Genomic DNA, 23,471 nt, shown 5'->3' on the forward strand with positions numbered 1-23,471 from the left:
GTGGCGCCTCCTTGTCGTGGCCGCCTGCGGGCGGCTCACAGGTATGCGGTGGGTCAAAGGTCCAGGACCAGGCGGTCGCTGAGGCTGCGCGAAATACAGATCTGCATCACCTTGCCCGCGGCCCGTTCGTCGTCGGAAAGATAGTAGTCGCGGTGGTCGGGCACGCCTTCGAGCACGCCGACCTGGCAGACCCCGCATTCGCCGCGCCTGCAGTCGTAGAGCGGATCGCAGCCGGCTTCTTCCAGCACTTCGAGTATGGTCTTGTCGGGCGGAATCTGGAACACCTGGCCCGACTGGCGCAGCTCGACCTCGAAGGCACGGTCGCCGGCCTGCGGCGCGGCGGCGGTGAAGAGCTCGAAATGCACATGCGAGTGCGGCCAGTGCCGGCCATGCGACTGTTCCACCACCAGGTCGATCAGGCCCTTGGGGCCGCAGACATACAGGTGCTGGGCGTTGTGGAAGCGTTCCAGCAGCGCGGGCAGCGGCAGTTGCGTGGCGGCATCGTCGTCGGCGTGCAGGTGCAGGCTGTCGCGATGCTGCGCCGCCAGTTCGGCGGCGTAGGCCATTTGCGCCAGGCTGCGCCCGTAGTAGTGCAGCTCGTAGGGCCGGCCGGTGGCCTTGAGCGCGGTCGCCATCGAGGCGATGGGCGTGATGCCTATGCCGCCCGCGATCAATATCGCGGGGGCTTCGACCGTCTCGGGTTCGTGCAGCGGAAAGTCGTTCTTCGGCGCCTCCACTTGCAGCGTGTCGCCCGCCTTGATCTGGTGCATGTAGCGCGAGCCGCCGGTGCTCGGGTCTTCCAGGCGCACGCCCAGACAGTAGCGGCGCGGCGCGCCGAAATCGTCCGCGGATGCGTCCAGGCTGACCAGGGAATAGCAGCGCGGTTGCGCCTGGCCCGGGATGTGCACTTTCAGGTGCGATCCCGGCGTGTAGGCGGGCAGCGCGGCGCCATCGGCCGGTTCCAGCACGACGGACCGGATGATGGGAGTCAGGGCCTGGACGGCGGATACGGTAAGAGTCAGCGTAGTCACGGCTTGCGGTTCGGTTTGCGGCAAGGGCGGTGCGGCGCGCCGGGGCCGGGTTTATCCAAAAGTATCGGTATCGGTCGAAGTATCGCTGCGGCTCAGTTTGCGGGTTTGAGTTCCTGTTGCAGCATGGCGTCCAGCTTGGTGCCCTGGTCGTCGGCCAGGGCCGCGTCGCGCAGCGCCCGCAGGCGCGACGCGGCTCCGGCGCTGCCCAGCAACTGGCTGGCGGCCAGCGTCAGCCGCTGGTACTTGCTGTCGCCGCGGGCATGGGTGTCGCTATAGCCCTTGACCAGGCGGCGGCAGTTGACGACTTCCACGGCCAGGTCGTAATCGTGGTGCACGGTGTCGGAAATCAGCTTGAGCCAGTTGTGCAGGCTGTGCGCCTCGGTCTTGTGGCGCAGCGTGCCGCGGCGAAAGCGCCGCATGCCCGCCAGCGCGTACAGCATCAGGAAACCCGAAAGCGTGCCGCTGCGCAGGAACCGCCCCTTGCGGAAAAAACGGCCCAGGAAACGGCTGAGCGCCGGCGAGTTCTCTATATAGCGGCCCAGGAACGCAGGCATGGTGCCGCAGATTTCCTCGAGCCGCGGATGCATGTATTCGGTGGTGTAGACCAGTTGTTCCTGCGCGGCGCCGACTTCCTGGCGCACCCGTTCGAAGCGCGTGCCGCGCGTCTTCAGGTCGGCGACGCGGATCACGTCGTCATAGGCCATGGCCACTGCCACGTAGCGCGCCGCCGCGGCGGTCAGCGCCCAGGATTTCGCGGCGCCGCCGAATTGTGCATCGAGTTCGCGGATGTCGCGCATATGGTCCAGGTATTCGCGCCCGTAGAGTAGGTCCTGGAATTCCAGCACGCGGCGCAGGCCGGCGAGCATCATGGGCTGGGCCTGCGGCGGGAAGTCGCGCTTGAGCTCTTCGAGCATCTGGCGGGTGCGCGGGTGGGCGGCGGTCTCGGGGATGGCCGGCAGGGGGCGGCTGGTGTCGATGGCGGCGGGCGCAGCGGGCGCCGATGCTGCCGCCTGCAGGCCTGCGGCGAAGGCACGCAGGCTGGCGTTCACGCCCACGCCCGCGCGCCGTATCGTGGCCTCGTAGTCTTCGCGCGCGAACGGCAGCGCGCCGCTGCCCGCGATGGCGCCGAACAGGCTGGCGCTGATGACGCTGCCGGCCTCGTCGGCCAGGGCCTGCAGGTCGAAGCACAGGAAGCGCTTGGCGATTTCCCTGCCCGCCTCGATGACCTTGTTGGGGTCGGCGATGCCGTTGCCGTGCGCCGCTTTCTCGCCCACGGCATAGCTGCGGTGCGACGAGGAAATCAGCACGGTGCGGTCCGGGGTGACGAAGCCGCGCTGGATCGCGCGGCCGCCTTCCATGAGCTCGGCGGCGATCACCAGGTCTACGTCGCCCGCGGTCGGCATCATGGCCAGGGTGGGGGGCTTGCCCGCGGCCCGCACCGCCGCCTCGGGCATCAGCTCGACGTAGTACACCGTGGCTCCGGTGCGCTGCGCCACGCCCGGCACGGACGTGGTCTGCGCCCACCACTGGGCGTGTTCGGCCATGTCGACGATCCAGTCGGCCAGCACGCCGCCGCCCTGGCCGCCCATGGCCAGGATGGCGATCTTGATCGGGGTGCCGGCATGCAGCGAGGTGTTCATGGTTGGCGCCTTAGCAGGAAGTACTTGGAACTTAGAGCGAATACTGTTGCAGGCGGGCCGCGCGGCGCGCCTGCAGAAAGCCGATGACGCGTCCGCGCAGGCGGGCCAGGAATTGGTCCCAGCGGCTGGGGTTGTGCACGATATCGGCGCGGTAGAAAGACGGGCACAGCACGGCCGCGTCGGCGACTTCGCCGCAATTGCCGCAGCCCACGCAGCTATTCTCGACATGCGCCACCGGGTCTTCCTTGAGCGGGTCGCCGCTGTCCTTGATGCTGAGCGACGGACAGCCGGAAAGCCGGATACAGGCATGGTCGCCGCTGCAGACGTCGGGGTCCACCCCGAAACGTTCCTTGACCATGCGCTTGCCTTCCTTGACGGCCTTGTTGAAGGCGGGCTTGACGCGGCGCTGCTTGTTGAGCATGCATTCGGACTGGGCGATGATGACCTTGGGCCCGGTTTCTTTGGTGGTCAGCGCTTCTTCGATCAGGGCTTCGCCGCGCTTTACGTCATAGGTACGGTCCAGCGTGCGCACCCACTTGACGCCCACGCCGCGCACCGCGTTCTCGATGGAATTGTTGGTGGCGCGATGGTCGTTCTTGGCGCGCGAGGACAGGATGTCCTGGCCCCCGGTGGCGGCCGAGTAATAGTTGTCGATGATGACGATGACGCCGTCGTATTTGTTGAAGACGGCATTGCCTATGCCCGAGGCCAGGCCGTTGTGCCAGAAGCCGCCGTCGCCCATGATGGAAATCGGGCGCTTGGACGAGGGCACGTTGAAGGCGGCGGCGCTGGACGCCCCCAGGCCGTAGCCCATGGTGGTGGCGCCCAGGTTGAACGGCGGCAGGATGGAGAACAAATGGCAGCCGATATCGCAGGAGATATGGTGCTGGCCGAGCTTTTGCTGGGCAAGAGTCAGGGCCGAGAAGATCGGCCGCTCGGGACAGCCCGTACAGAAGCCCGCGGGGCGCGGCGGCACGACTTCGGCCAGCTCGCGCGCATGGTCTTTGGCGGGCTGCGGGCTTGCCGCAGCCTGGCCCTGGGACGGCCGCGCCAGTTCGCTGATTTCCATTTGCGGCGCGGCGGGTTCTATCCCCGGCACTTCGAGGCGCGGCAGCAGCCCGGGGTGGTGGCGTTCCAGGAATTTCTGCAGGCCGTCGCGGATCACTGCAGTGGTGTATTCGCCGGCCATAGGCAGCACGTCCTTGCCAGACAGTACGGTGTCCATGCCGGCCTGGCGCAGGATGGTGTGCAGGTTCTGCTCGATATAGTTGGGTTGGCCTTCTTCGAGCAGCAGCACGGCCTTCTTGCCCTGGCAGTAGCGGCGCACCTCGTCGTCGATTACCGGGTAGGTGACATTCATCACGTACAGCGGGATGCGGCTGTTGCCGAAGTGGTCCGCCAGGCCCAGCAACTGCAGGGCGCGGATGACGCCGTTGTACAGGCCGCCTTGCAGGATCAGGCCGATATCGCCGGCGTCGCCGTCGAAGAATTCATTGAGATGGTTTTCCTGGATGTAGCGCACGGCGGCCGGCCAGCGCTGCTTTATTTTTTCTTGTTCGTGCAGGAACGAGGCGGGCGGCAGCACGATGCGGTTGACGTCGCGCACCGGGTTTTCCATGGCCTGCCCCAGGCCGAATTCGGGACGGCGGTTGTCCTTGGCCATGAAGCGCCCGTGCACGTGGCAGCCGCGGATGCGCAGTTGCAGGATCACCGGCGTGTTGCTGGCCTCGGACAGCTCGAAGCCGTCTTCCACGGCCTTGACCATGCTTTCCAGGTTGGGGCGCGGATCCAGCAGCCAGAGCTGCGACTTCATGGCGAAGGCGTGGGTGCGTTCCTGCATGATGGACGAGCCTTCGCCGTAGTCTTCGCCGACGATGACCAGCGCGCCGCCGGTGACCCCGCCCGAGGCCAGGTTCGCCAGGGCGTCGGAGGCCACATTCGTGCCTACGGTGGATTTCCAGGTGACCGCGCCGCGTATTGGGTACATGACCGAGGCCGCAAGCGTGGCGGCGGCGGTGGCTTCCGAGGCGCTGGCTTCGAAGTGCACGCCCAGCTCTTCGAGGATTTCCTGGGCGTCGGCCAGCACGTCCATCAGGTGGGAAATGGGCGAGCCCTGGTAGCCCGCCACGTAGCCTACGCCCGATTGCAGCAGCGCCTTGGTGACCGCAAGTATGCCTTCGCCGCGGAATTCCTCGCCTGCGCCGATGCGCAACTGCTGGACTTCCTTCTTGAATGAACGCTCCGCCATGATGTCTCCAGGCTGCCAGTATTTTGTCGCCGCCGTGCCGGCACCGCATGTCCCGCGTGTCTCGGAAGGACCCCGGCGGACCGCCGGCCAGACTCCGGCCGCGGCTGCTTTCCAAATACTTTAGGGTTGAAGCTTAGTCTTGTCAATATAAATATGAAAATTCATATATTTGCGAAATTTAATATAAATAACAGTCGCTTGGATATCGGTGCAAACCATTATATTGACGCCTTCCGCGGCTTTGGGCTACGATTTTCGAGTACCGAAACCAAGCCTCCCACATGTCCCGTCCCGATCCGTCCACGCGCTTCGTGCACCGCTATCTGGCATCCGTGCTGGCCCGGGCGAGCCACCAGATCTCCGAGGAATTCCACGTCGAAGTCAGGAAGGCCGGGCTGACCGTAACGGAATGGCGCATCCTGGGCAGCCTGATCGAAGGCGAGGGGGAAACGGTGGGCATGCTGGCCGACCTGGCGGTAACCAAGCAGCCCACGATCAGCAAGGTCCTGCCCCGGCTCGAGGCCGAGGGCTACATCACCTTGCGGTCTTCGCGCGCCGACCGGCGCCAGACCCTGGTGCAGATCACGCCCAAGGGCTCGCGGCTCATCGGCGGCTTGTGCGAGCAGGCCATGGAACACCAGCGCCGCCTGCTGGCAAAGCTGGATCCCGACCACGCCGACCGGCTGGTGGAAATGCTGCGCGAAATCGTACGCTAGGGCCTGTTCATACTAAAAAGGGCACCCCTTTTAGCGTGAACAGGCCTAAGCCCGTTGCGCGGCAGCGGCGCCGCCGCGCCGGCTTATTCTTCTTGCAGGTTTTCCCGGCCGATTTCCCAGCGCCAGGCGTCGGCGCACATTTCGTCTATGCCCAGGGTGGCGCGCCACCCCAGCTCTTGCTCGGCCAGCGCCGTATCGGCCCAGCAGGCGGCGATGTCTCCGGGGCGCCGGGCAACGATGTCGTAGGGTACCGGCCGGCCGCTGGCTTTTTCGAAAGCGCGCACCATTTCCAGCACCGAATAGCCGCGGCCGGTGCCCAGGTTGACGCTCAGCAGGTTCTGCTGCTGTTTCTCGCAGTGGCGCAGCGCCGCCACGTGGCCTTGCGCCAGGTCCATGACGTGTATGTAGTCGCGCACGCCCGTGCCGTCGGGCGTGTCGTAGTCATTGCCGAACACCTGCAGGCGCGGCCGCGTGCCGCAGGCGACCTGCGATACATAGGGCATGAGATTGTTGGGCACCCCTTGCGGCGCCTCGCCGATCAGGCCGCTGGGATGCGCGCCCACGGGGTTGAAGTAGCGCAGCCGCGCGATGCGCCAGCCGGCTTCGGCGCGGTAGAGGTTTTCGAGTATGTCCTCGACCACCAGCTTGCTGTGGCCGTAAGGATTGGTGGCCGAGCGCGGATGGTCTTCGGCCAGCGGCAGGCGCTGCGGGTCGCCGTATACCGTGGCCGACGACGAAAAGACAAAGGTCTGGACGGCGGCCCGGCGCGCGGCCTGCAACAGATTGACGCTGCCGTGCACATTGTTGTCGTAGTATTCGAGCGGCTTCCGGGTCGATTCCCCCACGGCTTTCAGGCCGGCGAAATGCAGGATGGCGTCGATCCGCTGCGCGGCGAACAGCTCGTCGAGCAGGGCCGCGTTGCGGATGTCGCCCTCGATGAATTCGGGGCGCGCGCCGGTGATGCGCTCGACGCGCGAGAGCACCGAGGCGCTGCTATTGCACAGATTGTCCAGGACGACTACACGGTAGCCGGCCTGTTGCAGCGCCACGGTGGTGTGGCTGCCGATGAATCCGGCGCCGCCGGTGACCAGTACGGTTGCAGGCATGCTTGCTACGGGTTGGTGACACATGCCCGGATTGTAAGGTGCAAAAGCCCGGTGTCTCGTGCGCTTAGTGCCTCGTGCCTATGATCAACAGATATTCCCGCGGCACGGCGATGCCCAGGCCCGTGGCGAACTTGTCGTGAAAGGCGGCAAAATCCCGCGCCAGGCCGGCCCGGCGCGTCTCGTCCAGGCTTGCGGCCAGCGCCTTGGCGGGGCCATAGCCCTTGGAAAACGCGTTCCAGGCCGCCTGCCCATCGCGGTCGTAATAGACCGTGACGCCGTCTTCGAATTTCAGGTCGAAGTCGCGGCCCAGCAGTTCCCGGACCCGGTTGCGGTCTCCCCAGGCGAAGGGCGAGGCGGGCGCCGGCGTGGGGGGCGGGGGCATATAGGCGCGCATCACGACGAACATTTCATAGACCCCGCCCTGGGGCGGCCAGATTGCCAGGCCGATGCGCCCGCCGCTGCGGCAGACCCGGGCCATCTCGCCGGCCGCCGCTTCGGGGTGGCTGGCGAACATGACGCCGAAGGTGGAGACCACGGCATCGAAGCTGCCGTCGGCATAGGGGAGTTTCTCCGCGTCGCCGATCTGGTAGTCGATGTCCAGGCGCTCGGCCTGGGCCCGGGCCTTTGCGGCCGCGATCAGGTCGGCGGAAATATCGGCGCCCGTGACGGCCGCGCCGTAGCGTGCCAGCAGCCGGGACGTCCAGCCCGTGCCTGTGGCGAGGTCCAGCACGCGTTCGCCCGGTTGCGGAGCGACCCGTCTTGCGCAATGATCCAGCGCGCTGGCTATCTGGTGACTGATTTCGTTATAGGCGTCGCCGGCGCTACCCCATACCGCCGCCGGGCGCTGGTTGTGGGCTTGTATCTTTCCTGTTTCCACGATGAGCCTCCTCGTTCTACTGTTTTTCTGGGCTTTCCTCTCCTGTCCGGAATTGTTCTGGCTGCAATAGGAAATCATACGCCTGGCAGCGGCTGCCGGCGCACTTGTTGCAGGTACTTGTCTTTATAATCGCCCCATGATGCATGCGCCTGCCGCCGTGAAGAAACGAATCCTGATCGTACGCACCTCCTCGCTCGGCGACCTGGTGCATATGCTGCCGGCCATTTCCGATATCGCCGCCAACGTGCCGGGGGCGCAGATCGACTGGATCGTGGAAGAAAGCTTCGCCGAAATCCCGGCCTGGCACCCGGCGGTGCACGAAGTGATCAAGGTGGCCCATCGCCGCTGGCGCAAGCATTGGTGGGCGGCGCAGACGCGCGCCGAACGGGCTGCACTGCGCGCCAAGCTGAAATCGCGCCAGTACGACATCGTGCTGGACATGCAGGCGCTGATGAAATCGGTCTGGCTGGTGCGCCAGGCCAACGGCCTGCGCCATGGCCTGGATCGCCATTCGGCGCGCGAGCCGCTCGCCTCGTTCTTCTACGACGTCAAGCACAGCGTCAATTTCTGGCAGCCGGCGGTGATCCGCCAGCGCCAGCTCGCGGCCGCCGCCTTCGGCTACACCTATACCGGCGAGCCGGATTTCGGCCTGCAGGCCATCACCGACGGCGTGCGCATCCAGCCCTATGCGGTGATCATGCCCTCGGCCAGCCGCGACGACAAGCTCTGGCCGGAAGCCGACTGGCACAAGGTGTTCGCGCGGCTGGGCCAGCATGGCCTGGGGTTGAGGCTGCTGGCGGGCAGCGAGGCCGAAACGCGCCGCGCGCAGGCGCTGGCCGCCGGGGTGCCGGGCGCCGAGGTGCTGCCGCGCATGAACCTGAATGGCATCGCCGGGGTGCTGGCCGCGGCCCGGCTGATGGTGGGCCTGGATAGCGGCCTGACCCACTTGTCGGCGGGGCTGGGGCGGCCCACCATAGGCATCTACAAGGCATCCACGCCGGTGCGCACCCCGCTCGAGGGGCCGTCCTATACGGCCAACCTGGGCGAGCGCGGCAATGCGCCCTCGGCCGAGACCGTGCTGAGCGCCGTCGAGCAGGCCCTTGCCTACCAGGACCCCGCCCTGGCCGCGACCGAAGAGCACAGCGGCCTGGAGATCCAGCCGGACGCACTGTTCAGCGCGTCCGGCGGGCCGGGCGAGGACGCCTGACATGGGCTTGGCGCTTCTCGCCGGCGGCTGCGCGGCTGGCGGCATGCCGGCCGCGCCTGTGCGCCACGCCACGGCCGGAACGACATGGCTCTTGCCTGCATGGGCAGGCCCAGCCCGGGGCTGCGCCACTTGAACCGCTTTTTCTACACGGCATTCCTGCGCCTGCTTGCTCCCGGCCTGATGGGCTGGATGGCACTGCGCGCGCGCCGCGCGGGCGGGCAGTGGGACGTCTGGTCGGGGGCGCGTTTCGGCCATTATGCGGCGCCCGACGAGGGCGAGCGGCCGATATGGGTGCATGCCGTGAGCCTGGGCGAGACACGCGCCGCCCAGCCGCTGGTGCAAGCCTTGCTGGACCAGGGCGATCGTGTGCTGCTGACCCACATGACGGCCACCGGCCGCGAGGAAGGCGCGCGCCTGTTTGCCGACGCGATCGCGCGCGGCCGCCTGCGCCAGGAATGGCTGCCCTACGATTTTCCGGGCTGCGTCCAGCGTTTCATCGCGCACTACCGGCCCCAGGCCGGCGTGCTGATGGAGCGCGAAATCTGGCCGAACCTGATCGCTGCGGCGCATCGCGCCCGCGTGCCCATGGTGCTGGCGAGCGCGCGCTTCTCCGACCAGGCGCTGCGCCAGAGCCTGCGCGCCGGCCGCGTCATGCGCGAAGCCTACGGAAATCTGCAAGGCGTCTACGCCCAGACGCTGCAGGATGCGCAACGCCTGGAACAGGCGGGCGCTGCGGCGGTGCGGGTGTCGGGCAATTTCAAGTTCGACATCACGCTGCCGGCGGACAAGGTGGCCCGCGGCCGGGCCTTCGGCGCGGCCTTGCGGCGCAAGGTGATAGCCATCGCCAGCACCCGCGAGGGCGAGGACGAAATGTTCGTGCGCGCACTGCTCAGGCACGCCCGCCGGGCCGACGACCGGGGCCGGGGCTTGGGCGAGCGCGTGTTGTTCTGCCTGATCCCCCGGCATCCGCAGCGTTTCGACGCCGCCGCCGCCCTGTTGCGCGAGGCGGGCATCTCCTGCGCGCGCAGGTCCGGCCTGTCGAGCCTGGATCGGGCCGGAGCGCTGGAACTGCTCGAGGGCCGTACCGCTACAGGGCCGGACCCGGCGCAGTCCGGCGTTCCGCTGGTGCTGCTGGGCGACAGCCTGGGGGAGATGCCCTCCTATTACGCGGCCTGCGATGTGGCCATCGTGGCCGGCAGCTTCGCGCCCCTGGGCGGGCAGAACCTGATAGAGGCGTGCGCGCTGGGCGTGCCGGTCCTGGTCGGGCCGCACACGCGGAATTTCGAGCAGGCCGTGGCGGACGCCGTCGAGGAAGGGGCGGCGCTGCGCGTGCCCGATGCGGATGCGGCGGTGCTCGAGGCGCTGCGCCTGCTGGACCGGCCCAAGGACCTGGCGGCCATGGGAGAGGCCGGGCGCCACTGGGTGCAGAAGCACACCGGCGCCGTGGCGCGCGTGCTGGCCGGGCTGAACGAGCTCAAGGACGGGGCGGGGCGCGGCGCCTGAACGGGCCGGATTGCCCCTGGCGCAGGAATTTTCCCCAGGCTAGGGAATCGTGACGCCCTCATGGCCCCCGGAACGGCAAATCGCGAGTGGCCGGCGCCTTTGCCCCGGCCGCGGCTGGGCTTGCCCGCCTACAGGCCGTGGTACTTGCGCCCCAGTTCCAGCGTGGCGCGGAAGAAGCCCTGCTTGTTGCCGCAGTCGTAGCGCAGCCCTTCATATTGCAGGCCGTAGACGCCGCGGCTCTTCAGCAGGCTGGCAATGCCGTCGGTAAGCTGGATCTCGCCGCCCACCCCCGCCTGTGTCTGGCGCAGGTGCTCGAAGATTTCGGGCTCGAGCACGTAGCGGCCGACCACCGCAAGGGTGGACGGCGCGGCCTCGGGCTTGGGTTTTTCCACGATGGCGCTCAGGCGCGTGGTCTTGTCGTTGACGCGCGAGCCCGAAATAATGCCGTACTTGTCAGTGTCCCCGCGGTCCACGTCCTGGATGGCCAGCACGCTGCCGTCCTGCTGGTGGGCGGCCTCGACCAGTTGCTGCGTGACCGAAGTGTCGGCATCGATCAGGTCGTCGGCCAGCAGCACGGCGAAGGGCTCGTTGCCGACGATGGGGGCGGCGCACAGCACCGCGTGGCCCAGCCCCAGCGGCGCCGGCTGGCGCGTGTAGATGCAATTCACGTGCGCGGGAATGATGTTGCGCACCGTGTCCAGCAGCGCGGTCTTGTTCTTGGATTCCAGGTCGGCTTCCAGTTCCGGAACCCGGTCGAAGTGGTCTTCGATGGCCCGCTTGTTGCGGCCGGTGATGAAGATCAGGTCGGTGATGCCGGCCGCGATGGCCTCTTCCACCGCATATTGGATGAGCGGCTTGTCGACGATGGGCAGCATTTCCTTGGGCATGGCCTTGGTCGCTGGCAGGAAGCGCGTGCCCATGCCGGCGACGGGAAATACAGCTTTGCGGATAGGTTTCATGTACGAGGCATATGCGGAAGACTATGTTCATTGTACATAGGCGATCCCTTGCGGCCGTACCCGCCATGCGGCGGTCTTGCGCCGCAATGCCCGGCGCCGCGCCAGGTCAGTGACGGGTGTGCGGCTGTGCCGGCCCCATAGTGGCATGGCCGCCGCATCGCTGCGGCGGCCTGCCGGGAAACGCGGCCGGTCTTGCCGGACCGCCTCAGTCCAGCTTCAGGTGGGCCGTATGGGCCACCTTGGTCCATTTGGCGATTTCTTCATTCACGAACGCGCTCAATTGAGCCGGATCGGATGCCACCACATCGGCGCCCAGCGCTTCCAGTTGCTTGCGGACTTGCGGCTCGCCGAGAACCCGCGTGAGCGCGGCGGAAACCTTGTCCAGCGCCGGCTTCGGCGTGCCCGCCGGTGCGAATATTCCGTTCCATTCGTAGGATGAATATCCCGCGACCCCGGATTCTGCGATGGTGGGCACGTTGGGCATCAGTGGCGAACGGGCCGTGCTGCCGACAGCGACGGCGCGCAGCTTGCCTGCCTTGATGTGGGTCCACGAAGAACCGAGGCTGGCGAACATCAGGGGCACTTGGCCGGCCATGACGTCGATCATGGCCGGGCCGCCGCCCTTGTATGGCACGTGCTTCAGTTGCGTGCCGGCAAGCAAGTTGAACAGTTCGCCGGCCAGATGCTGGGCTGAACCCGGCCCGGCCGAGGCGAAATAGACGGGATGGCTCGGGTCCTTGCCCTGCTTGATCAGGTCGGCGACGGAGTGTATGGAGCTGCCTGGGTTCACGACCAGCACATTGGGCACCTTGAGCAGCAGCGATACGGGGGCAAAGTCCTTCTGCACGTCGAAGTTCATATGCGAACGCAAGGCCGGATTTTGCGCGAAATTGGAGGCATCGAGCATCAAGGTATAGCCATCGGGCTTGCTGCGCGCCACATAGCCCTCGCCTATCATGCCGCCCGCTCCGCCTTTGTTTTCGATGATGACCGATTGCCCCAGGGCCTTGCCCAGTTCGGGGCCGATGAGCCGCGCGACCACGTCTACGGTGCCGCCGGGCGGATAGGTCACCACTAGCGTAATGGGCCTGTCCGGATAGGCGGCCGATGCACTCGCGGCGCCGGCCGCAAAACACAAGGCCAGAAACCCGCGGGCGAGACGATTTACGGTGCCAGAGCATGGGAACATGGAATGTCTCCTTGGAATTTGAATAAAAGACGAGGGGTGTCCGACAGAATGGTGGCGCGCTCGGAAACATCCGGCACCCAGTCGGACAGGTACTGCAAAGACAGGCCGACATCGCCGACCAATTCGTGTTCTGTGTGCGGCCAGTCGCTGCCCCATAGCAGCCGCTGCGCGGAGAATGCATGCAGCAGTTGTGTGGCGGAAAGTGCCGAATGCGCCGCGCCCTCTGCTTGCCAGATCCGGTAGGCGGCGGACAGTTTCACCCAGACCCGGCCGCTGTCGGCGCTGTTGCATAGGTAGTCCATTGCCTCCCAGTCCGTTGCGGGCCGCCCATCGGGGCGGCCGAAGTGGTCGATCACCAGCTTGCAGCCGTATTCGAGCAGGGGCGCCATGGCGCGAGGCAGCATGCTTGCGGGGCAGTGCACTTCCACGTGCCAGTCGAGATCATTCAGTTCCGAGAACAGGGCGCGCCAGTTCGCGTCGCGCAGCGGCGGGACTTCGCAGCCGAACAGGTTCAGGCGCATGCCGGCCACCCCGGCCGCGTCCATGGCTCTCAGCGCGGCGGGTGGCGTGGCGGGGTCCAGGCAGACCACGCCTCTGCACCTTCCGCGCGCCCGGTGCAGACTGTCCAGCAGGTAGTGATTGTCATAGCCCAGGAAACTCGGCTGGATCAGCACGCCCCCGGCCAAGCCGTGGGTATCGAGCAGGGACAAGTAGTTCGCCAGCGTCGCGCTATATCGAGGCGTGTAGCGCCGCGTTGCGAGCATGGGCAGCCCGGGCTCGAATACATGCGCGTGTGTGTCGATGGCGCCGGTGGGAATCGTCGTAGAAGTAGGCTGAGGAGGCATCGAGCTTGTCGCTTTGCAATTATTGCTGGAATTCTAGGCACCCCATACATATTCATCTATTATTAAAATAATTTTTATTCATATCGAATCAATATGGAAATCAGCCAGCTCAGGCATTTTCTTGCCGTCATGGAAGAGGGGGCGATCGGCAAGGCAGCGCACAAATTGGGCATTGCGCAACCGGCGCTCAGCCAGTCCCTGGCCCGGATGGAAAAAGGCCTGGGCACGAAACTGTTCGAGCGCTCCAGACGTGGGGCGACGCCGACCCCTGCCGCCAGGGTGATGGCTCAGGACATCCGCAATGGTCTGTATTTATTGGACGAGGCTGCCGACAAGGCGAGGCGGGCACAGGACGGCCTGGCGGGTACCTTGCGCATAGGCTTGGTGTCGTCGGCGCTATTCGAGGTTCTGCCGGAAATGATTCGGGCCATCCGCCTCAGGGCGCCCGATCTCCAGCTCGATCTCAAGGAAATGAGCAATGAAGAGCAAATCAAGGCCCTGGAGGAGGGGACCCTGGATATTGGGCTCGTGCACTCGCCGGTAGCTGTCGGGGGGCCCATGAGCGAACGGGTGCTGCGGCGCGACAAGCTGGTGGCTGCCGTGCCCGAGGCGCTTGCCATGCGTTTGCAGCGGCGGATCTCACTGGAGCAGATCGCCGAACAGGGGCTGGTGATGTACCCCAAGGAACAATTGCCTCATTTGTATGCCAGCATCACCCAGGCCTTGCGCCAAGCCGGCCATGAGGCCAGGGTCAACCAGCACGCCAATCGCACCCTGACCGTGCTGGCCTGCGTGGCCGGCGGCTGCGGGGTGGGGCTCCTGCCCAGTTGGATACAGACAGTCGATTTCCCGGGCGTCACGTTTTGCCCCATTGTCGATGGGGGCGGCATGCCCGATTTCGACCTGGTGGCAATCTGGTCTACGAGAAACAGATACGACCTGCGCGCTTTGTTCGCCGGGATTTGAGGTCTCGCCGGGTCAGTGATGCTTGTGCGGCTGCGCCGGCTGTGACTTGGATGTGGCGGCCGGTACGGCCTGGATGGCTTGTGCCTGTTCGGGCGTCAGCGGGGAGCCCAGGGTTACGGCTTCGGGATTGCGCTGCATCATCAGCATGCGCGGCTCGCGCCCTTGTTCGCTGGGCGGCGGGCCGAAGAAGCCCTGGCCGTAGGCCAGGACGACGATATTGACCAGCAGGAGCACGAAGAACAATAAGCGCATGGCGGGCGGGAGGAGCAGGGGGCGCCGGGACGCGGGAATTCCGCGAGCGGAGCATGCCGCCGGGACAGGACCGGCTGGCAAATGGAGTTTATCGCATTTGCGCCTGGTTTTCGGCCAGCAGGGCCAGGCCGTCCAGCACCGGCGCGGGCAGCCACGCTATCGCGGCGGGGGCCAGGCCCAGGCGTTCGCGGGTGCGGGCGAGCAGTGCGGCGGTTTCGTCCTTTACCGCGGGCCAGCCGCCCCCTGCGCTGTACAGCACCGGAGGCTGGCCGTAGTGGTCCAGGCCGGCCAGCCATTGCCGCAGGACGGCGCCGGCCTGGGCGGCGGCGATGCCGGTGCTGATAGCCTGGTGGGTATGGACCGGGTAGGGCACCGTGTCGCCGTCGGCTTCGGGCAGGTTGGCCGTGCCCTGGGCCAGTGAACTGCGCATCAGCGCCGGCCCGGGAAAAATCAGGCCGCCGCGAAAGACCTGGTCGGGGCCTAGCGTGTCTATGGTGGTGGCGGTGCCGAAGCTCGCCAGCATCAGGGGCGGCTGCGCATCGCTGCCGGCAGACTGGTCCGCGGACGTCGCCGATGCCGCGCCCAGCCGGGCCAGGGCCAGCAGGGAAACCCAGCGGTCGGGGCCGAGCTGGCCGGGATCGCGATAGCCGTTGCGCACGCCCATGGTCTCGCTGCTGCTGGATATCCATTCGACGGCGCAGCCGCGCTCGCCCAGCAGGGTGGCGAGGGCTGCCGCGATCGCGTCACCCGCCACGTTCACGCCCAGTGCCATGCGCGGCTGGCGCGGCATGGCGGCGAGCCAGCGCGGCAGCGAGGCCAGGGCGCCGTGGTGCAAGGCAAGCGCCGTGGGTTCGCGCCGGCCGCTGCCGGGGTCGATCCAGCCGAACTTGATGCGGGTATTGCCGGCGTCGACGAGCAGGACGGGTGCCTCGCTCATTTCTGCAGCCGCACCGAAATTTCCCCGGCCGAAATTGCGGTTTCGCCGTCGGGACCGCGTACCAGCAACTGCCCGAGTTCGTTGATGCCGCAGGCGATGCCGGCATGCACGATGCGGCCGTCGTCCAGCACATTGATGTGCTGGCCCGCCAGGGCATCGAGCCGCGTGTAGCGCTGCGGCAGGGTGTCGAAACCTTCGCGCACGGCCTCGTTGAAGCTGTCATACCAGGCGCGTGCCACGGCCGCCACGATATTGATCGCGCCGGCGAGGCCCGCATGGGCGTCCTGGGTGGCGATTTCGGACCAGTCGGCCACCTGCCGATCCAGCGATTTGCTGAGCGCGCGCGCGTCCTGCAGGTTGATGCCTATGCCGACGATGGCCACGTGATGGTCGGCCGCCAGGCGCGAGGTGCCGGCGCGGGTGATCTCGACCAGTATGCCCGCCAGCTTGGCAAAGCGCCAATGGACGTCGTTGGGCCACTTCATGACTAGGTGCCGCTGGTATTCTGGACCGATCAGGCCGCGCAAGGCCTCGCAGGCGGCCAGGCCGGCCAGCGGCGAAAGCGCAGGCAGCCTGCGCGGCGGCAGGAATATGTCGAAAGCGCAGGAGAACATCAGGTTGGCGCCGAGGCGGTTCTGCCAGGTGCGGCCGGCGCGGCCGCGGCCGTTTTCCTGGATGTGCGCCCCCAGCAGCCAGGGCCGCGCCAGCTTGCCGTCGCCCTTGCGGGCCTGGTTGAGCAGGTCGGCGTTGGTGGACGTGGTGCGCTGTACCCAGTCTATGTGCTTGAAACAGGGCAGCGCCGAGCGCAGGCCGGCGACCATCCGTTCGGGTTCAGGCAAGACAGGAGGAGGCGAGGATGGCATGGCTGTGAGTGAACCTTACCCGGGCGTGGACATGCTGCAGTCGAGGCAAGTCTACCCGATGTTGTTATGATTTGATACGGGTGCGCCATTGTCGCGGCCGGCGCCGCGGAATGGCGAGTTCGCCGCGCCATGCCGCAAGGCGCCGTCTGCTGTTCGACATACCCGTTTGGATCATGTTCGCTGGGGAATTCAAGGCTGTGAAACCAAAGAATAGCGTATTCCAGGGCCTGGCCGGGGCCATCGACTGCGCGCTCGACTGGCCCGAGGGCGAGCCGGCGGGCTGGGCCCTGGTGCTGCATCCGCATCCGCTGCACGGCGGCGCGCGCGACAACAAGATCGTGACCACGATCTCGCGCGCCTGCACCCAGCGCGGCCTGGTCGCGCTGCGGCCGAACTTCCGCGGCGTGGGCGCCTCGGGCGGCGAGTTCGATCATGCCGTGGGCGAAACCGCCGACATGCTGCAACTGGTCGAACAATTTGCCGCGGCCTGGCCTGCCGAGACGACGGGCAAATGGGTGCTGGCCGGTTTCTCGTTCGGCACCTCGGTCGCGGCGCAGCTTTATTCCGAGCTGGCGGCGCAGGGCGCAAAAGTCCCCGATGCGCTCATGCTGGTGGGTTCTGCCGTGGAAAGATTCAGGTTCCGCGAAGTCGCCGTGCCGGACGACACGCTGCTGGTGCATGGCGAGGTCGACGAGGTCGTGCCCTTGTCCGAGGCCATGGATTTTGCCCGGCAGCGCGGCCTGCCGGTGGCGGTGATCCCCGACGCGACGCATTTCTTCCATGGCCGGCTGGTTACCTTGAAGCAGTTGCTGTTGCGGCATCTGGCCGCCCTGTAGCATTGCGGCGCCGGGCTCAGGCCCGGATCCCATGACCAAAGGCCTATGTCCAGGGCCTTGCCCAAGACCCAGGCCCAAGATCCAGGCCCAATCCATCTGCGGGCCGCATATCGTCTTCAAGACTCATCTTTCCGCCTGAGCCGCGCCTGGGATTGCGGCGGGCCGTCCAGCCTGGCGATTTTTACATATAGAACCTTTATGTAGCGCATGGTTTCTCATTGCGGCCTCCTTCGGCAAGGTCTTTTATTTGACGGGCTCTGAGGGGGCGTTAGCGGGTTTTACGCCCGGCGACCTCTGCCTATAATGGCGTTTTCCCTTCCGGCCTGCGGCCGGATCGCGCTTATATGGGATGCCGATGACTTACCCGTTGCTTTGCGGCGCTCTGCGCCGCTCGTCTTGTCTCGCCGCCGCCGCGGCCCTCGTGCTGGCGCCCACGCTGGCATCTGCGCAAAAACCCTCCGCCGCAATCCCCGCCGCGGCTCCGGCAATGGCCGGCGCGGCAGCTCCCGCCGCAGCGCCCGCGGCGCCGGCGACTTCCACCCCGGCACCGGCTGCCGTAACCCCGGCTCCTGTCGTGAACAGCGCCGTCATGGTGGGCGATCTCTCCAACGTGCCCGCACCGACCGTGGATGCCAAGGCCTGGGTGACGCTGGATGCCACCAGCGGCCAGATCGTCGGCGCCCTCAATCCCGACGAGAAAATCGAACCGGCCTCGCTGACCAAGCTGATGTCGGCGTATGTGGTCTTCGATGCCCTCGACAATAAGCGGCTGACCCTGCAACAGACAGTCAATATTTCCGAGAAGGCCTGGAGAACCGGCGGCTCGCGCATGTTCGTCAAGCTGAATTCGCAGGTATCGGTGGACGACCTGCTGCAAGGCTTGATCGTGCAATCCGGCAACGATGCCACCGTGGCCCTGGCCGAGGCGGTGGCCGGCAGCGAGTCCGCCTTCGTCGCGCTGATGAACCAGGAAGCCGCCCGCATGGGCCTGAAGGACACGCACTTCGCCAATTCCACGGGCCTGCCCGACCCCACGCACCTGACCACGGTGCGCGACATCGCCATCCTGTCCATGCACCTGGTGCGCGATCACCCGCAGTATGTGCATTACTACGCCGAGAAGGAATTCACCTACAACAAAATCAAGCAGCACAACCGCAACCGGCTGCTCTGGGCCGACCCTACCGTCGACGGCCTCAAGACCGGCCACACCAAGGCGGCCGGCTACTGCCTGGTGGCCACCGCCCTGCGCAATGGCCGCCGCGTGGTGTCGGTGCTGGTCGGCGCCGATACCGACTCGGCGCGCAGCTCGGGCAGCCTGAAGCTGCTGAACTGGACATATCAGAATTTCGATACCGTCAAGCTGTTCGACGCCCAGCATCCCGCCGTGCAAGCCAAGGTCTGGGAAGGCACCGTCGACACGGTAGGCCTGGGCCAGGCGCAGCCTTTGTGGATCACCGTGCCGCGCGGCCAGGGGCCGCAGATCAAGCCGGTGGCGCAATACACCCAGCCGCTGATCGCCCCCCTGAAGATCGGCCAGAAGGTCGGTACGGTATCGCTATCGCTCGATGGCAGGGTGCTGCGCCAGGCGCCGCTGACGGTGCTGGCCGATGTGCCGCAGGCGGGCTTCGTTAGCCGCATGTACGATAAAATCCGTCTGATGTTCCATTGAAAAACTCAAAATAAAAACCCCCGCCATGATTCCCGATGTCGACAACGATAGTCTTGTTTATCTGAACGGCGAATACGTCCGCCTGGGCGACGCCAAAGTCTCGGTACTCGACCGCGGCTTCATCTTCGGCGACGGCATCTACGAGGTCGTGCCCGCCTACGGGCGCAAGCCTTTCCGCATGGATTCGCACCTGGCGCGGCTGGAACGCAGCCTCAAGGCCATAGGCATCAAGCTCGACATGTCGCGCGCCGACTGGGAAAAACTGGTGCGCGACATGCTCGTGCGCGCCAGCTCCGACGACGCCATGGTCTACATACAGGTCACCCGCGGCGTGGCCAAGCGCGATCACGCTTTCCCCGCCAAGGCTCCCAAGCCCACCGTGTTCTGCATGGTCTCGCCGTTCAAGCGGCCGGCCGCCGCGGCGCGCGAACAAGGCCTGTCCACGGTCAGCATGCCGGACGTGCGCTGGCTGCACTGCGAGATCAAGTCGGTCTCGCTGCTGGGCAACGTGCTGGCCAAGCAGCATGCGGTCGAGGCCGGTGTCGACGAAGTCATACAGTTTCGCGACGGTTTCCTGTCCGAAGGCTCTTCCTGCAATATCTGGGTGGTCAAGAACGGCACGGTGCTCGGCCCCGTGCGCGACAACCTGATTCTCGAAGGCATACGCTACGGCTTCATCGAAGAACTGGCCCGCGCCGCGGGCGTACCCTTCGAATCGCGCCGCATCTCGCGCGAAGAAGTCGAACAGGCCGACGAACTCATGCTGACTTCGGCCACCAAGGAAGTGCTGCCCATCGTCTCGCTCGACGGCAAGCCCGTGGGCAACGGCAAGCCCGGCCCCGTCTACGCCCGGCTGCGCGCCGGCTACGACAAGGCGATCGCGGCGCTTTGATCCGGGCTGGGCCGCCGCCGGCGGCACGGCCCCTGCGCCTATGGTGGTATGCTGGCATGGAGCCGCCGCGGCGGCTCCATCATCTTATCCGCAGGCCGCATCCATGCAAGACATTCCTCCCGAACAATCCCTGATCGAATATCCCAGCGACTTTCCTATCAAGGTAATGGGCAAGGCGCATCCCGATTTCGCCCAGACGCTTACCGAAGTGGTGCGGCAGTTCGATCCCGACTTCGATCCGGCCACAGTCGAAATGCGCCCCAGCTCCGGCGGCAAATACATCGGGCTGACCTTCACGGTGCGAGCCACCTCGCGCCAGCAGCTCGACGACCTGTACCGGGCGCTGCACGCCCATCACATGGTGTCTGTGGTTCTGTAGGCGCCGCGGTCATGACGGCAGCAGATTCATCCCCGGCGGCTGGGCTCGGACGCGATGTCTGTGTGCAGCCGGCACTGGCGTCGGAGGCTCGGAAGCCTGGCGGGGGCGTCATGGAGCCTGCCTCGGGCACTCGGAAACATACTGTAGATACTTCAGAGCTCGCCGCGATCCGCAGCAAATGGTGGCCCGGGTATGCCGACTATCTCGAGGTATGGCATGCCATGCAGGACTACACCGAGTCCCGCCAACCGGGGGCGGGAGACGAAATCTGGCTGGTCGAGCATGCCCCGGTCTACACACTGGGCCAGGCGGGGCTGCGCGAACACATTCTGCATGCTGACGGCATTCCCGTAGTGGAATCCAACCGCGGCGGCCAGGTCACCTATCACGGCCCCGGCCAGGTGGTGGCGTATTGCCTGGTCGACCTGCATCGGCTCGGCCTGTACGTCAAGGAATACGTCGCCCTGCTCGAAGACGTGGTGATCGCCTTATTGGCCGAACTGGGCGTGGCCGATGCCTGCCGCAAGCCCGGGGCGCCCGGCGTGTACGTGCCGATGCCGCAAGGCGACCTGGCGAAGATCGCCGCCCTGGGCATCAAGATACGTAAGGGCTGCGCCTATCATGGCCTGGCCCTGAACGTCGACATGGACCTGCGTCCTTTCGATGGCATCAACCCCTGCGGCTACGAGGGCCTGCGCACCGTAGACCTGCGCAGTTGCGGCGTGCACGCGTCGCCGCGCGATGTGGGCGATCTGCTGGCCGAGCGCCTCGGCGCGGCATTCGGGGCCTGTGCGCGGCGGCAATAACGCGCGCTTCACTACGGCGACACATATTGCGGGTAGACTGTAAGAACGCATTCCGCCGCTCGCGGCGGGGCGCGCATGCTCCGCTGCGGGCGCAAGCCGGCTGGCGGCGCCCATAAGCTACAGCAGGAGACCCATCATGACGACTGCCGAATCCCCCTTGCTGCTGGTCGACCGCGCCGATGCGGTGGCTACGCTGACCTTGAACCGGCCCGCGCAGTTCAATGCCCTGTCCGAAGAATTGCTCGACGAACTGCAGCGCAGCCTCGACGCGCTGGCCGCGGACGATGATCTGCGTTGCGTGGTGCTGGCGGCTGCGGGGCGCGCCTTCTGCGCCGGGCATGACTTGAAGCAGATGCGCGCGCGGCCCGACCAGGAATATTACGAGCAGCTCTTTGCCCGCTGCGGGCGGGTCATGCAGAGCCTGGTTGCGTTTCCGGTGCCGGTCATCGCCAAGGTGCACGGCATGGCCACCGCGGCCGGCTGCCAACTGGTGGCGAGCTGCGATCTGGCCATAGCGGCCGACAGCGCCAAGTTCGCGGTTTCCGGCATCAATGTGGGCCTGTTCTGCTCGACGCCGGCCGTGGCGCTGACACGCAGCATGCCCATCAAGAAAGCCTTCGAAATGCTGGTGACGGGCCGCTTCATCGGCAGCGCCGAGGCGGTGGAAAACGGCCTGATCAACCAGGCCGTGCCCGACGGCCAACTGGATGCCGCCGTGGCCGCGCTGGTGCAGACCATCTGCGCGAAAAGCCCGGTTGCCGTGCGCACCGGCAAGGCTATGTACCAGCGCCAGCGCGGCATGGCGCTGGACCAGGCCTACGAATACGCGGGCGGGATCATGGCGTGCAACATGATGGCCGCCGACGCCGCCGAGGGCATAGATGCCTTCATAGAAAAGCGCCCGCCCATGTGGACCGGCCGCTGAGGCCGGGCGTGTCGGGCGGGCTCTAGATGCTTGCGATCAAAACGGCGCGCGCCTTGATAAAACAAGGCGCGTAGCCGTATCAGGCCACCGCCACCCCGGCCGCGTGGGCCTGTTCGTCGGCGTGGTAGGACGAACGCACCAGCGCGCCGACGGCGGCGTGGGTGAAGCCCATGGCATAGGCTTCGCGCTCGAACATGGTGAAGGTGTCGGGGTGCACGTAGCGCAGCACCGGCAGGTGGTGTTCCGAGGGCTGCAGGTACTGGCCTATGGTGAGCATGTCGACGTTGTGCTCGCGCAGGTCGCGCATGACCTGCAGGATTTCCTCGTCGGTTTCGCCCAGGCCCAGCATCAGCCCCGACTTGGTCGGGACGTCGGGGTGGCGCAGCTTGAATTCGGACAGCAGTTTCAGCGAATGCTGGTAGTCGGAGCCGGGCCGTGCCTGCTTGTACAGGCGCGGCACGGTTTCCAGGTTGTGGTTCATGACGTCGGGCGGCCCGCCGTCGAGGACTTCCAGCGCCCGGTCGAGGCGGCCGCGGAAATCGGGCACCAGCACTTCGATGCGGGTGCAGGGCGAAAGCTCGCGCACTTTGCGTATGCATTCCACGAAATGGCCGGCGCCGCCGTCGCGCAGGTCGTCGCGGTCTACCGAGGTGATGACCACATAGGACAGCCGCAGCGCGGATATGGTGCGCGCCAGGTTCAGGGGCTCGTCGGCGTCCAGGGCGTCGGGCCGGCCGTGGCCCACGTCGCAGAAGGGGCAGCGGCGGGTGCACTTGTCGCCCATGATCATGAAGGTGGCCGTGCCCTTGCCGAAGCATTCGCCGATGTTCGGGCAGGAGGCTTCTTCACAGACAGTGTGCAGATTGTGTTCGCGCAATATGCGCTTGATATCGTAGAAGCGCGAACCCGGCGCCGCGGCCTTGACGCGGATCCAGTCGGGCTTCTTGAGGCGCTGGGTCTGCACGACCTTGATGGGGATGCGCGAGGTCTTGGCCTGGGACTTCTGCTTCTGGGTGGGGTCGTAGGCGGCCGGCTGGGCGGCGCTCTGCGCCGCGGTGGGATCGACGGGTGTAGTCATGTGGGTTCCTGCGGCGGGGCGGGCCTCGCCTTTCGAAGAGGCCCTATTTTACCGTGCCCGGGCCGGCCGGCACGAATCCCCCTGGCGGGCGGCCGGTATTGCCCTTGCGGCTGGTGTCATGGGCGCGGCGGCCTGCGGCCAGACGGCCGGGGGCCCTGGCCGCGCTGCGCCGATGGCCGTGCAGTCGCAGCGCTTGCGCATCAAGCCTGCGGCAAGCGGCGCCGCGGCGTATTACGCGCGATGCGCACACCTGTCATTGCGCCTCGGGAAAACACTGATCTGTTATTCCGTCACCGCTAGCTACACTCAGCGGATGCGTGTAGCGCGGCCGAACGTGCTGGCAGGGGATGGGGATTAGCGGTTTTCCGTGGTACGGCCCGGCGGGCATATGCGCATTGCGTATGTCTTTCCACCTCGCTGCAGGTGTGGCGAATCGCTGTACGGCCGGCACCTGCTCCATCCGTGGTTCCGGCCGATCGCGCCAGCGCTTTTATGCGCGTTTGCCACGCTGTTTCCGATTCAACCACCCTAATTCACAGAGGGC

General features: G+C 66.4%; 22 protein-coding genes. 10 read left to right on the forward strand and 12 right to left on the reverse strand.

What is annotated here, in order from left to right:
- Nucleotides 1-53: 53 nt before the first annotated feature.
- The 3 genes from KVP10_RS11435 to KVP10_RS11445 all read right to left on the reverse strand — a co-directional run bounded on the left by KVP10_RS11435 (nt 54) and on the right by KVP10_RS11445 (nt 4,919).
- A complete protein-coding gene (locus KVP10_RS11435) occupies nt 54-1,031 on the reverse strand; it encodes a PDR/VanB family oxidoreductase (RefSeq protein ID WP_217964725.1) in 978 nt (325 codons plus the stop codon).
- Between the two features lie 92 nt (nt 1,032-1,123).
- Complete coding sequence (locus KVP10_RS11440) at nt 1,124-2,671, reverse strand: indolepyruvate oxidoreductase subunit beta family protein (protein ID WP_217964726.1); 1,548 nt, start codon at nt 2,669-2,671, stop codon at nt 1,124-1,126.
- 31 nt (nt 2,672-2,702) lie between these two features.
- A complete protein-coding gene (locus tag KVP10_RS11445; protein WP_217964727.1) occupies nt 2,703-4,919 on the reverse strand; it encodes a ferredoxin family protein in 2,217 nt (738 codons plus the stop codon).
- Nucleotides 4,920-5,200: 281 nt separating this feature from the next.
- Between KVP10_RS11445 and KVP10_RS11450 the strand changes: the two genes are divergently transcribed.
- Entirely contained in the window at nt 5,201-5,635 is a 435-nt protein-coding gene (locus tag KVP10_RS11450) for a MarR family winged helix-turn-helix transcriptional regulator (RefSeq protein WP_217964728.1), read from the forward strand.
- A gap of 83 nt (nt 5,636-5,718) precedes the next feature.
- Here the strand turns inward: KVP10_RS11450 and galE are convergent, their stop codons facing one another.
- Nucleotides 5,719-6,741 carry a UDP-glucose 4-epimerase GalE gene (gene galE / locus KVP10_RS11455; RefSeq protein ID WP_217964729.1) on the reverse strand — a complete coding sequence of 341 codons (1,023 nt, stop codon included), beginning with the start codon at nt 6,739-6,741 and terminating at the stop codon, nt 5,719-5,721.
- Nucleotides 6,742-6,805: 64 nt separating this feature from the next.
- Nucleotides 6,806-7,618: a class I SAM-dependent methyltransferase gene (locus tag KVP10_RS11460; protein ID WP_343218723.1), complete on the reverse strand. Its 813-nt coding sequence runs from the start codon at nt 7,616-7,618 to the stop codon at nt 6,806-6,808.
- A gap of 157 nt (nt 7,619-7,775) precedes the next feature.
- Between KVP10_RS11460 and waaC the strand changes: the two genes are divergently transcribed.
- The gene (gene waaC, locus KVP10_RS11465; RefSeq protein WP_217964731.1) at nt 7,776-8,825 is read left to right on the forward strand and encodes a lipopolysaccharide heptosyltransferase I; all 1,050 of its coding nucleotides are present in this window, start codon (nt 7,776-7,778) and stop codon (nt 8,823-8,825) included.
- Between the two features lie 129 nt (nt 8,826-8,954).
- A complete protein-coding gene (locus KVP10_RS11470) occupies nt 8,955-10,328 on the forward strand; it encodes a 3-deoxy-D-manno-octulosonic acid transferase (RefSeq protein ID WP_217964984.1) in 1,374 nt (457 codons plus the stop codon).
- A 128-nt stretch (nt 10,329-10,456) separates the two neighbouring features.
- Here KVP10_RS11470 and galU read toward each other — a convergent pair whose 3' ends face one another.
- From galU to KVP10_RS11485, 3 genes are all read right to left on the reverse strand, one after another.
- Nucleotides 10,457-11,287, reverse strand: coding sequence for a UTP--glucose-1-phosphate uridylyltransferase GalU (galU, locus tag KVP10_RS11475; RefSeq protein ID WP_217964732.1), 831 nt, complete (start codon nt 11,285-11,287; stop codon nt 10,457-10,459).
- 205 nt (nt 11,288-11,492) lie between these two features.
- A complete protein-coding gene (locus KVP10_RS11480) occupies nt 11,493-12,476 on the reverse strand; it encodes a tripartite tricarboxylate transporter substrate binding protein (RefSeq protein WP_217964733.1) in 984 nt (327 codons plus the stop codon).
- Entirely contained in the window at nt 12,452-13,321 is an 870-nt protein-coding gene (locus KVP10_RS11485) for an amidohydrolase family protein (protein ID WP_217964734.1), read from the reverse strand. Before KVP10_RS11485 ends, KVP10_RS11480 begins: the two co-directional genes overlap by 25 nt.
- 93 nt (nt 13,322-13,414) lie before the next feature.
- Here KVP10_RS11485 and KVP10_RS11490 point away from each other — a divergent pair, with 93 nt between their 5' ends.
- Nucleotides 13,415-14,287 (forward strand): LysR family transcriptional regulator, encoded by an 873-nt coding sequence (locus KVP10_RS11490; RefSeq protein ID WP_217964735.1) that lies wholly within the window; start codon nt 13,415-13,417, stop codon nt 14,285-14,287.
- A 12-nt stretch (nt 14,288-14,299) separates the two neighbouring features.
- On the opposite strand, the gene KVP10_RS11495 is transcribed toward KVP10_RS11490, so the two are convergent.
- The 3 genes from KVP10_RS11495 to KVP10_RS11505 all read right to left on the reverse strand — a co-directional run bounded on the left by KVP10_RS11495 (nt 14,300) and on the right by KVP10_RS11505 (nt 16,339).
- A complete protein-coding gene (locus tag KVP10_RS11495) occupies nt 14,300-14,539 on the reverse strand; it encodes a hypothetical protein (RefSeq protein ID WP_217965011.1) in 240 nt (79 codons plus the stop codon).
- Nucleotides 14,540-14,627: 88 nt separating this feature from the next.
- Nucleotides 14,628-15,476: a type III pantothenate kinase gene (locus KVP10_RS11500; RefSeq protein WP_217964736.1), complete on the reverse strand. Its 849-nt coding sequence runs from the start codon at nt 15,474-15,476 to the stop codon at nt 14,628-14,630.
- The gene (locus tag KVP10_RS11505) at nt 15,473-16,339 is read right to left on the reverse strand and encodes a biotin--[acetyl-CoA-carboxylase] ligase (RefSeq protein WP_217964737.1); all 867 of its coding nucleotides are present in this window, start codon (nt 16,337-16,339) and stop codon (nt 15,473-15,475) included. Before KVP10_RS11505 ends, KVP10_RS11500 begins: the two co-directional genes overlap by 4 nt.
- Nucleotides 16,340-16,512: 173 nt before the next feature.
- Between KVP10_RS11505 and KVP10_RS11510 the strand changes: the two genes are divergently transcribed.
- The 6 genes from KVP10_RS11510 to KVP10_RS11535 all read left to right on the forward strand — a co-directional run bounded on the left by KVP10_RS11510 (nt 16,513) and on the right by KVP10_RS11535 (nt 21,849).
- On the forward strand, nt 16,513-17,175 hold the full coding sequence (locus KVP10_RS11510) for an alpha/beta hydrolase (RefSeq protein WP_217964985.1): 663 nt from the start codon (nt 16,513-16,515) through the stop codon (nt 17,173-17,175).
- 355 nt (nt 17,176-17,530) lie between these two features.
- Nucleotides 17,531-18,847, forward strand: a complete 1,317-nt coding sequence (locus KVP10_RS11515) for a D-alanyl-D-alanine carboxypeptidase family protein (RefSeq protein ID WP_217964738.1) — start codon at nt 17,531-17,533, stop codon at nt 18,845-18,847.
- 25 nt (nt 18,848-18,872) lie between these two features.
- Nucleotides 18,873-19,739: a D-amino acid aminotransferase gene (locus tag KVP10_RS11520; protein WP_217964739.1), complete on the forward strand. Its 867-nt coding sequence runs from the start codon at nt 18,873-18,875 to the stop codon at nt 19,737-19,739.
- Between the two features lie 103 nt (nt 19,740-19,842).
- Nucleotides 19,843-20,118 (forward strand): DUF493 family protein, encoded by a 276-nt coding sequence (locus tag KVP10_RS11525; protein ID WP_217964740.1) that lies wholly within the window; start codon nt 19,843-19,845, stop codon nt 20,116-20,118.
- Nucleotides 20,119-20,228: 110 nt separating this feature from the next.
- Nucleotides 20,229-20,924: a lipoyl(octanoyl) transferase LipB gene (gene lipB, locus KVP10_RS11530; RefSeq protein ID WP_217964741.1), complete on the forward strand. Its 696-nt coding sequence runs from the start codon at nt 20,229-20,231 to the stop codon at nt 20,922-20,924.
- A gap of 136 nt (nt 20,925-21,060) precedes the next feature.
- Nucleotides 21,061-21,849: an enoyl-CoA hydratase gene (locus tag KVP10_RS11535; protein WP_217964742.1), complete on the forward strand. Its 789-nt coding sequence runs from the start codon at nt 21,061-21,063 to the stop codon at nt 21,847-21,849.
- Between the two features lie 79 nt (nt 21,850-21,928).
- On the opposite strand, the gene lipA is transcribed toward KVP10_RS11535, so the two are convergent.
- On the reverse strand, nt 21,929-22,927 hold the full coding sequence (gene lipA, locus KVP10_RS11540; RefSeq protein ID WP_217964743.1) for a lipoyl synthase: 999 nt from the start codon (nt 22,925-22,927) through the stop codon (nt 21,929-21,931).
- Between the last annotated feature and the right edge of the window lie 544 nt (nt 22,928-23,471).

This window comes from Candidimonas humi, from assembly GCF_019166065.1.
GTDB classification, from domain to species: domain Bacteria; phylum Pseudomonadota; class Gammaproteobacteria; order Burkholderiales; family Burkholderiaceae_B; genus Candidimonas; species Candidimonas humi.

Excerpts from the sequence above, each read along its gene's own strand:
- KVP10_RS11440 (WP_217964726.1), bottom strand. The coding sequence starts at position 2,671 with ATGAACACCTCGCTGCATGCCGGCACCCCGATCAAGATCGCCATCCTG.
- KVP10_RS11445 (WP_217964727.1), bottom strand. The coding sequence starts at position 4,919 with ATGGCGGAGCGTTCATTCAAGAAGGAAGTCCAGCAGTTGCGCATCGGC.
- KVP10_RS11450 (WP_217964728.1), top strand. The coding sequence starts at position 5,201 with ATGTCCCGTCCCGATCCGTCCACGCGCTTCGTGCACCGCTATCTGGCA.
- galE (WP_217964729.1), bottom strand. The coding sequence starts at position 6,741 with ATGCCTGCAACCGTACTGGTCACCGGCGGCGCCGGATTCATCGGCAGC.
- galU (WP_217964732.1), bottom strand. The coding sequence starts at position 11,287 with ATGAAACCTATCCGCAAAGCTGTATTTCCCGTCGCCGGCATGGGCACG.
- KVP10_RS11480 (WP_217964733.1), bottom strand. The coding sequence starts at position 12,476 with ATGTTCCCATGCTCTGGCACCGTAAATCGTCTCGCCCGCGGGTTTCTG.
- KVP10_RS11485 (WP_217964734.1), bottom strand. The coding sequence starts at position 13,321 with ATGCCTCCTCAGCCTACTTCTACGACGATTCCCACCGGCGCCATCGAC.
- KVP10_RS11490 (WP_217964735.1), top strand. The coding sequence starts at position 13,415 with ATGGAAATCAGCCAGCTCAGGCATTTTCTTGCCGTCATGGAAGAGGGG.
- KVP10_RS11495 (WP_217965011.1), bottom strand. The coding sequence starts at position 14,539 with ATGCGCTTATTGTTCTTCGTGCTCCTGCTGGTCAATATCGTCGTCCTG.
- KVP10_RS11500 (WP_217964736.1), bottom strand. The coding sequence starts at position 15,476 with ATGAGCGAGGCACCCGTCCTGCTCGTCGACGCCGGCAATACCCGCATC.
- KVP10_RS11505 (WP_217964737.1), bottom strand. The coding sequence starts at position 16,339 with ATGCCATCCTCGCCTCCTCCTGTCTTGCCTGAACCCGAACGGATGGTC.
- KVP10_RS11510 (WP_217964985.1), top strand. The coding sequence starts at position 16,513 with ATGTTCGCTGGGGAATTCAAGGCTGTGAAACCAAAGAATAGCGTATTC.
- KVP10_RS11515 (WP_217964738.1), top strand. The coding sequence starts at position 17,531 with ATGACTTACCCGTTGCTTTGCGGCGCTCTGCGCCGCTCGTCTTGTCTC.
- KVP10_RS11520 (WP_217964739.1), top strand. The coding sequence starts at position 18,873 with ATGATTCCCGATGTCGACAACGATAGTCTTGTTTATCTGAACGGCGAA.
- KVP10_RS11525 (WP_217964740.1), top strand. The coding sequence starts at position 19,843 with ATGCAAGACATTCCTCCCGAACAATCCCTGATCGAATATCCCAGCGAC.
- lipB (WP_217964741.1), top strand. The coding sequence starts at position 20,229 with ATGGAGCCTGCCTCGGGCACTCGGAAACATACTGTAGATACTTCAGAG.
- KVP10_RS11535 (WP_217964742.1), top strand. The coding sequence starts at position 21,061 with ATGACGACTGCCGAATCCCCCTTGCTGCTGGTCGACCGCGCCGATGCG.
- lipA (WP_217964743.1), bottom strand. The coding sequence starts at position 22,927 with ATGACTACACCCGTCGATCCCACCGCGGCGCAGAGCGCCGCCCAGCCG.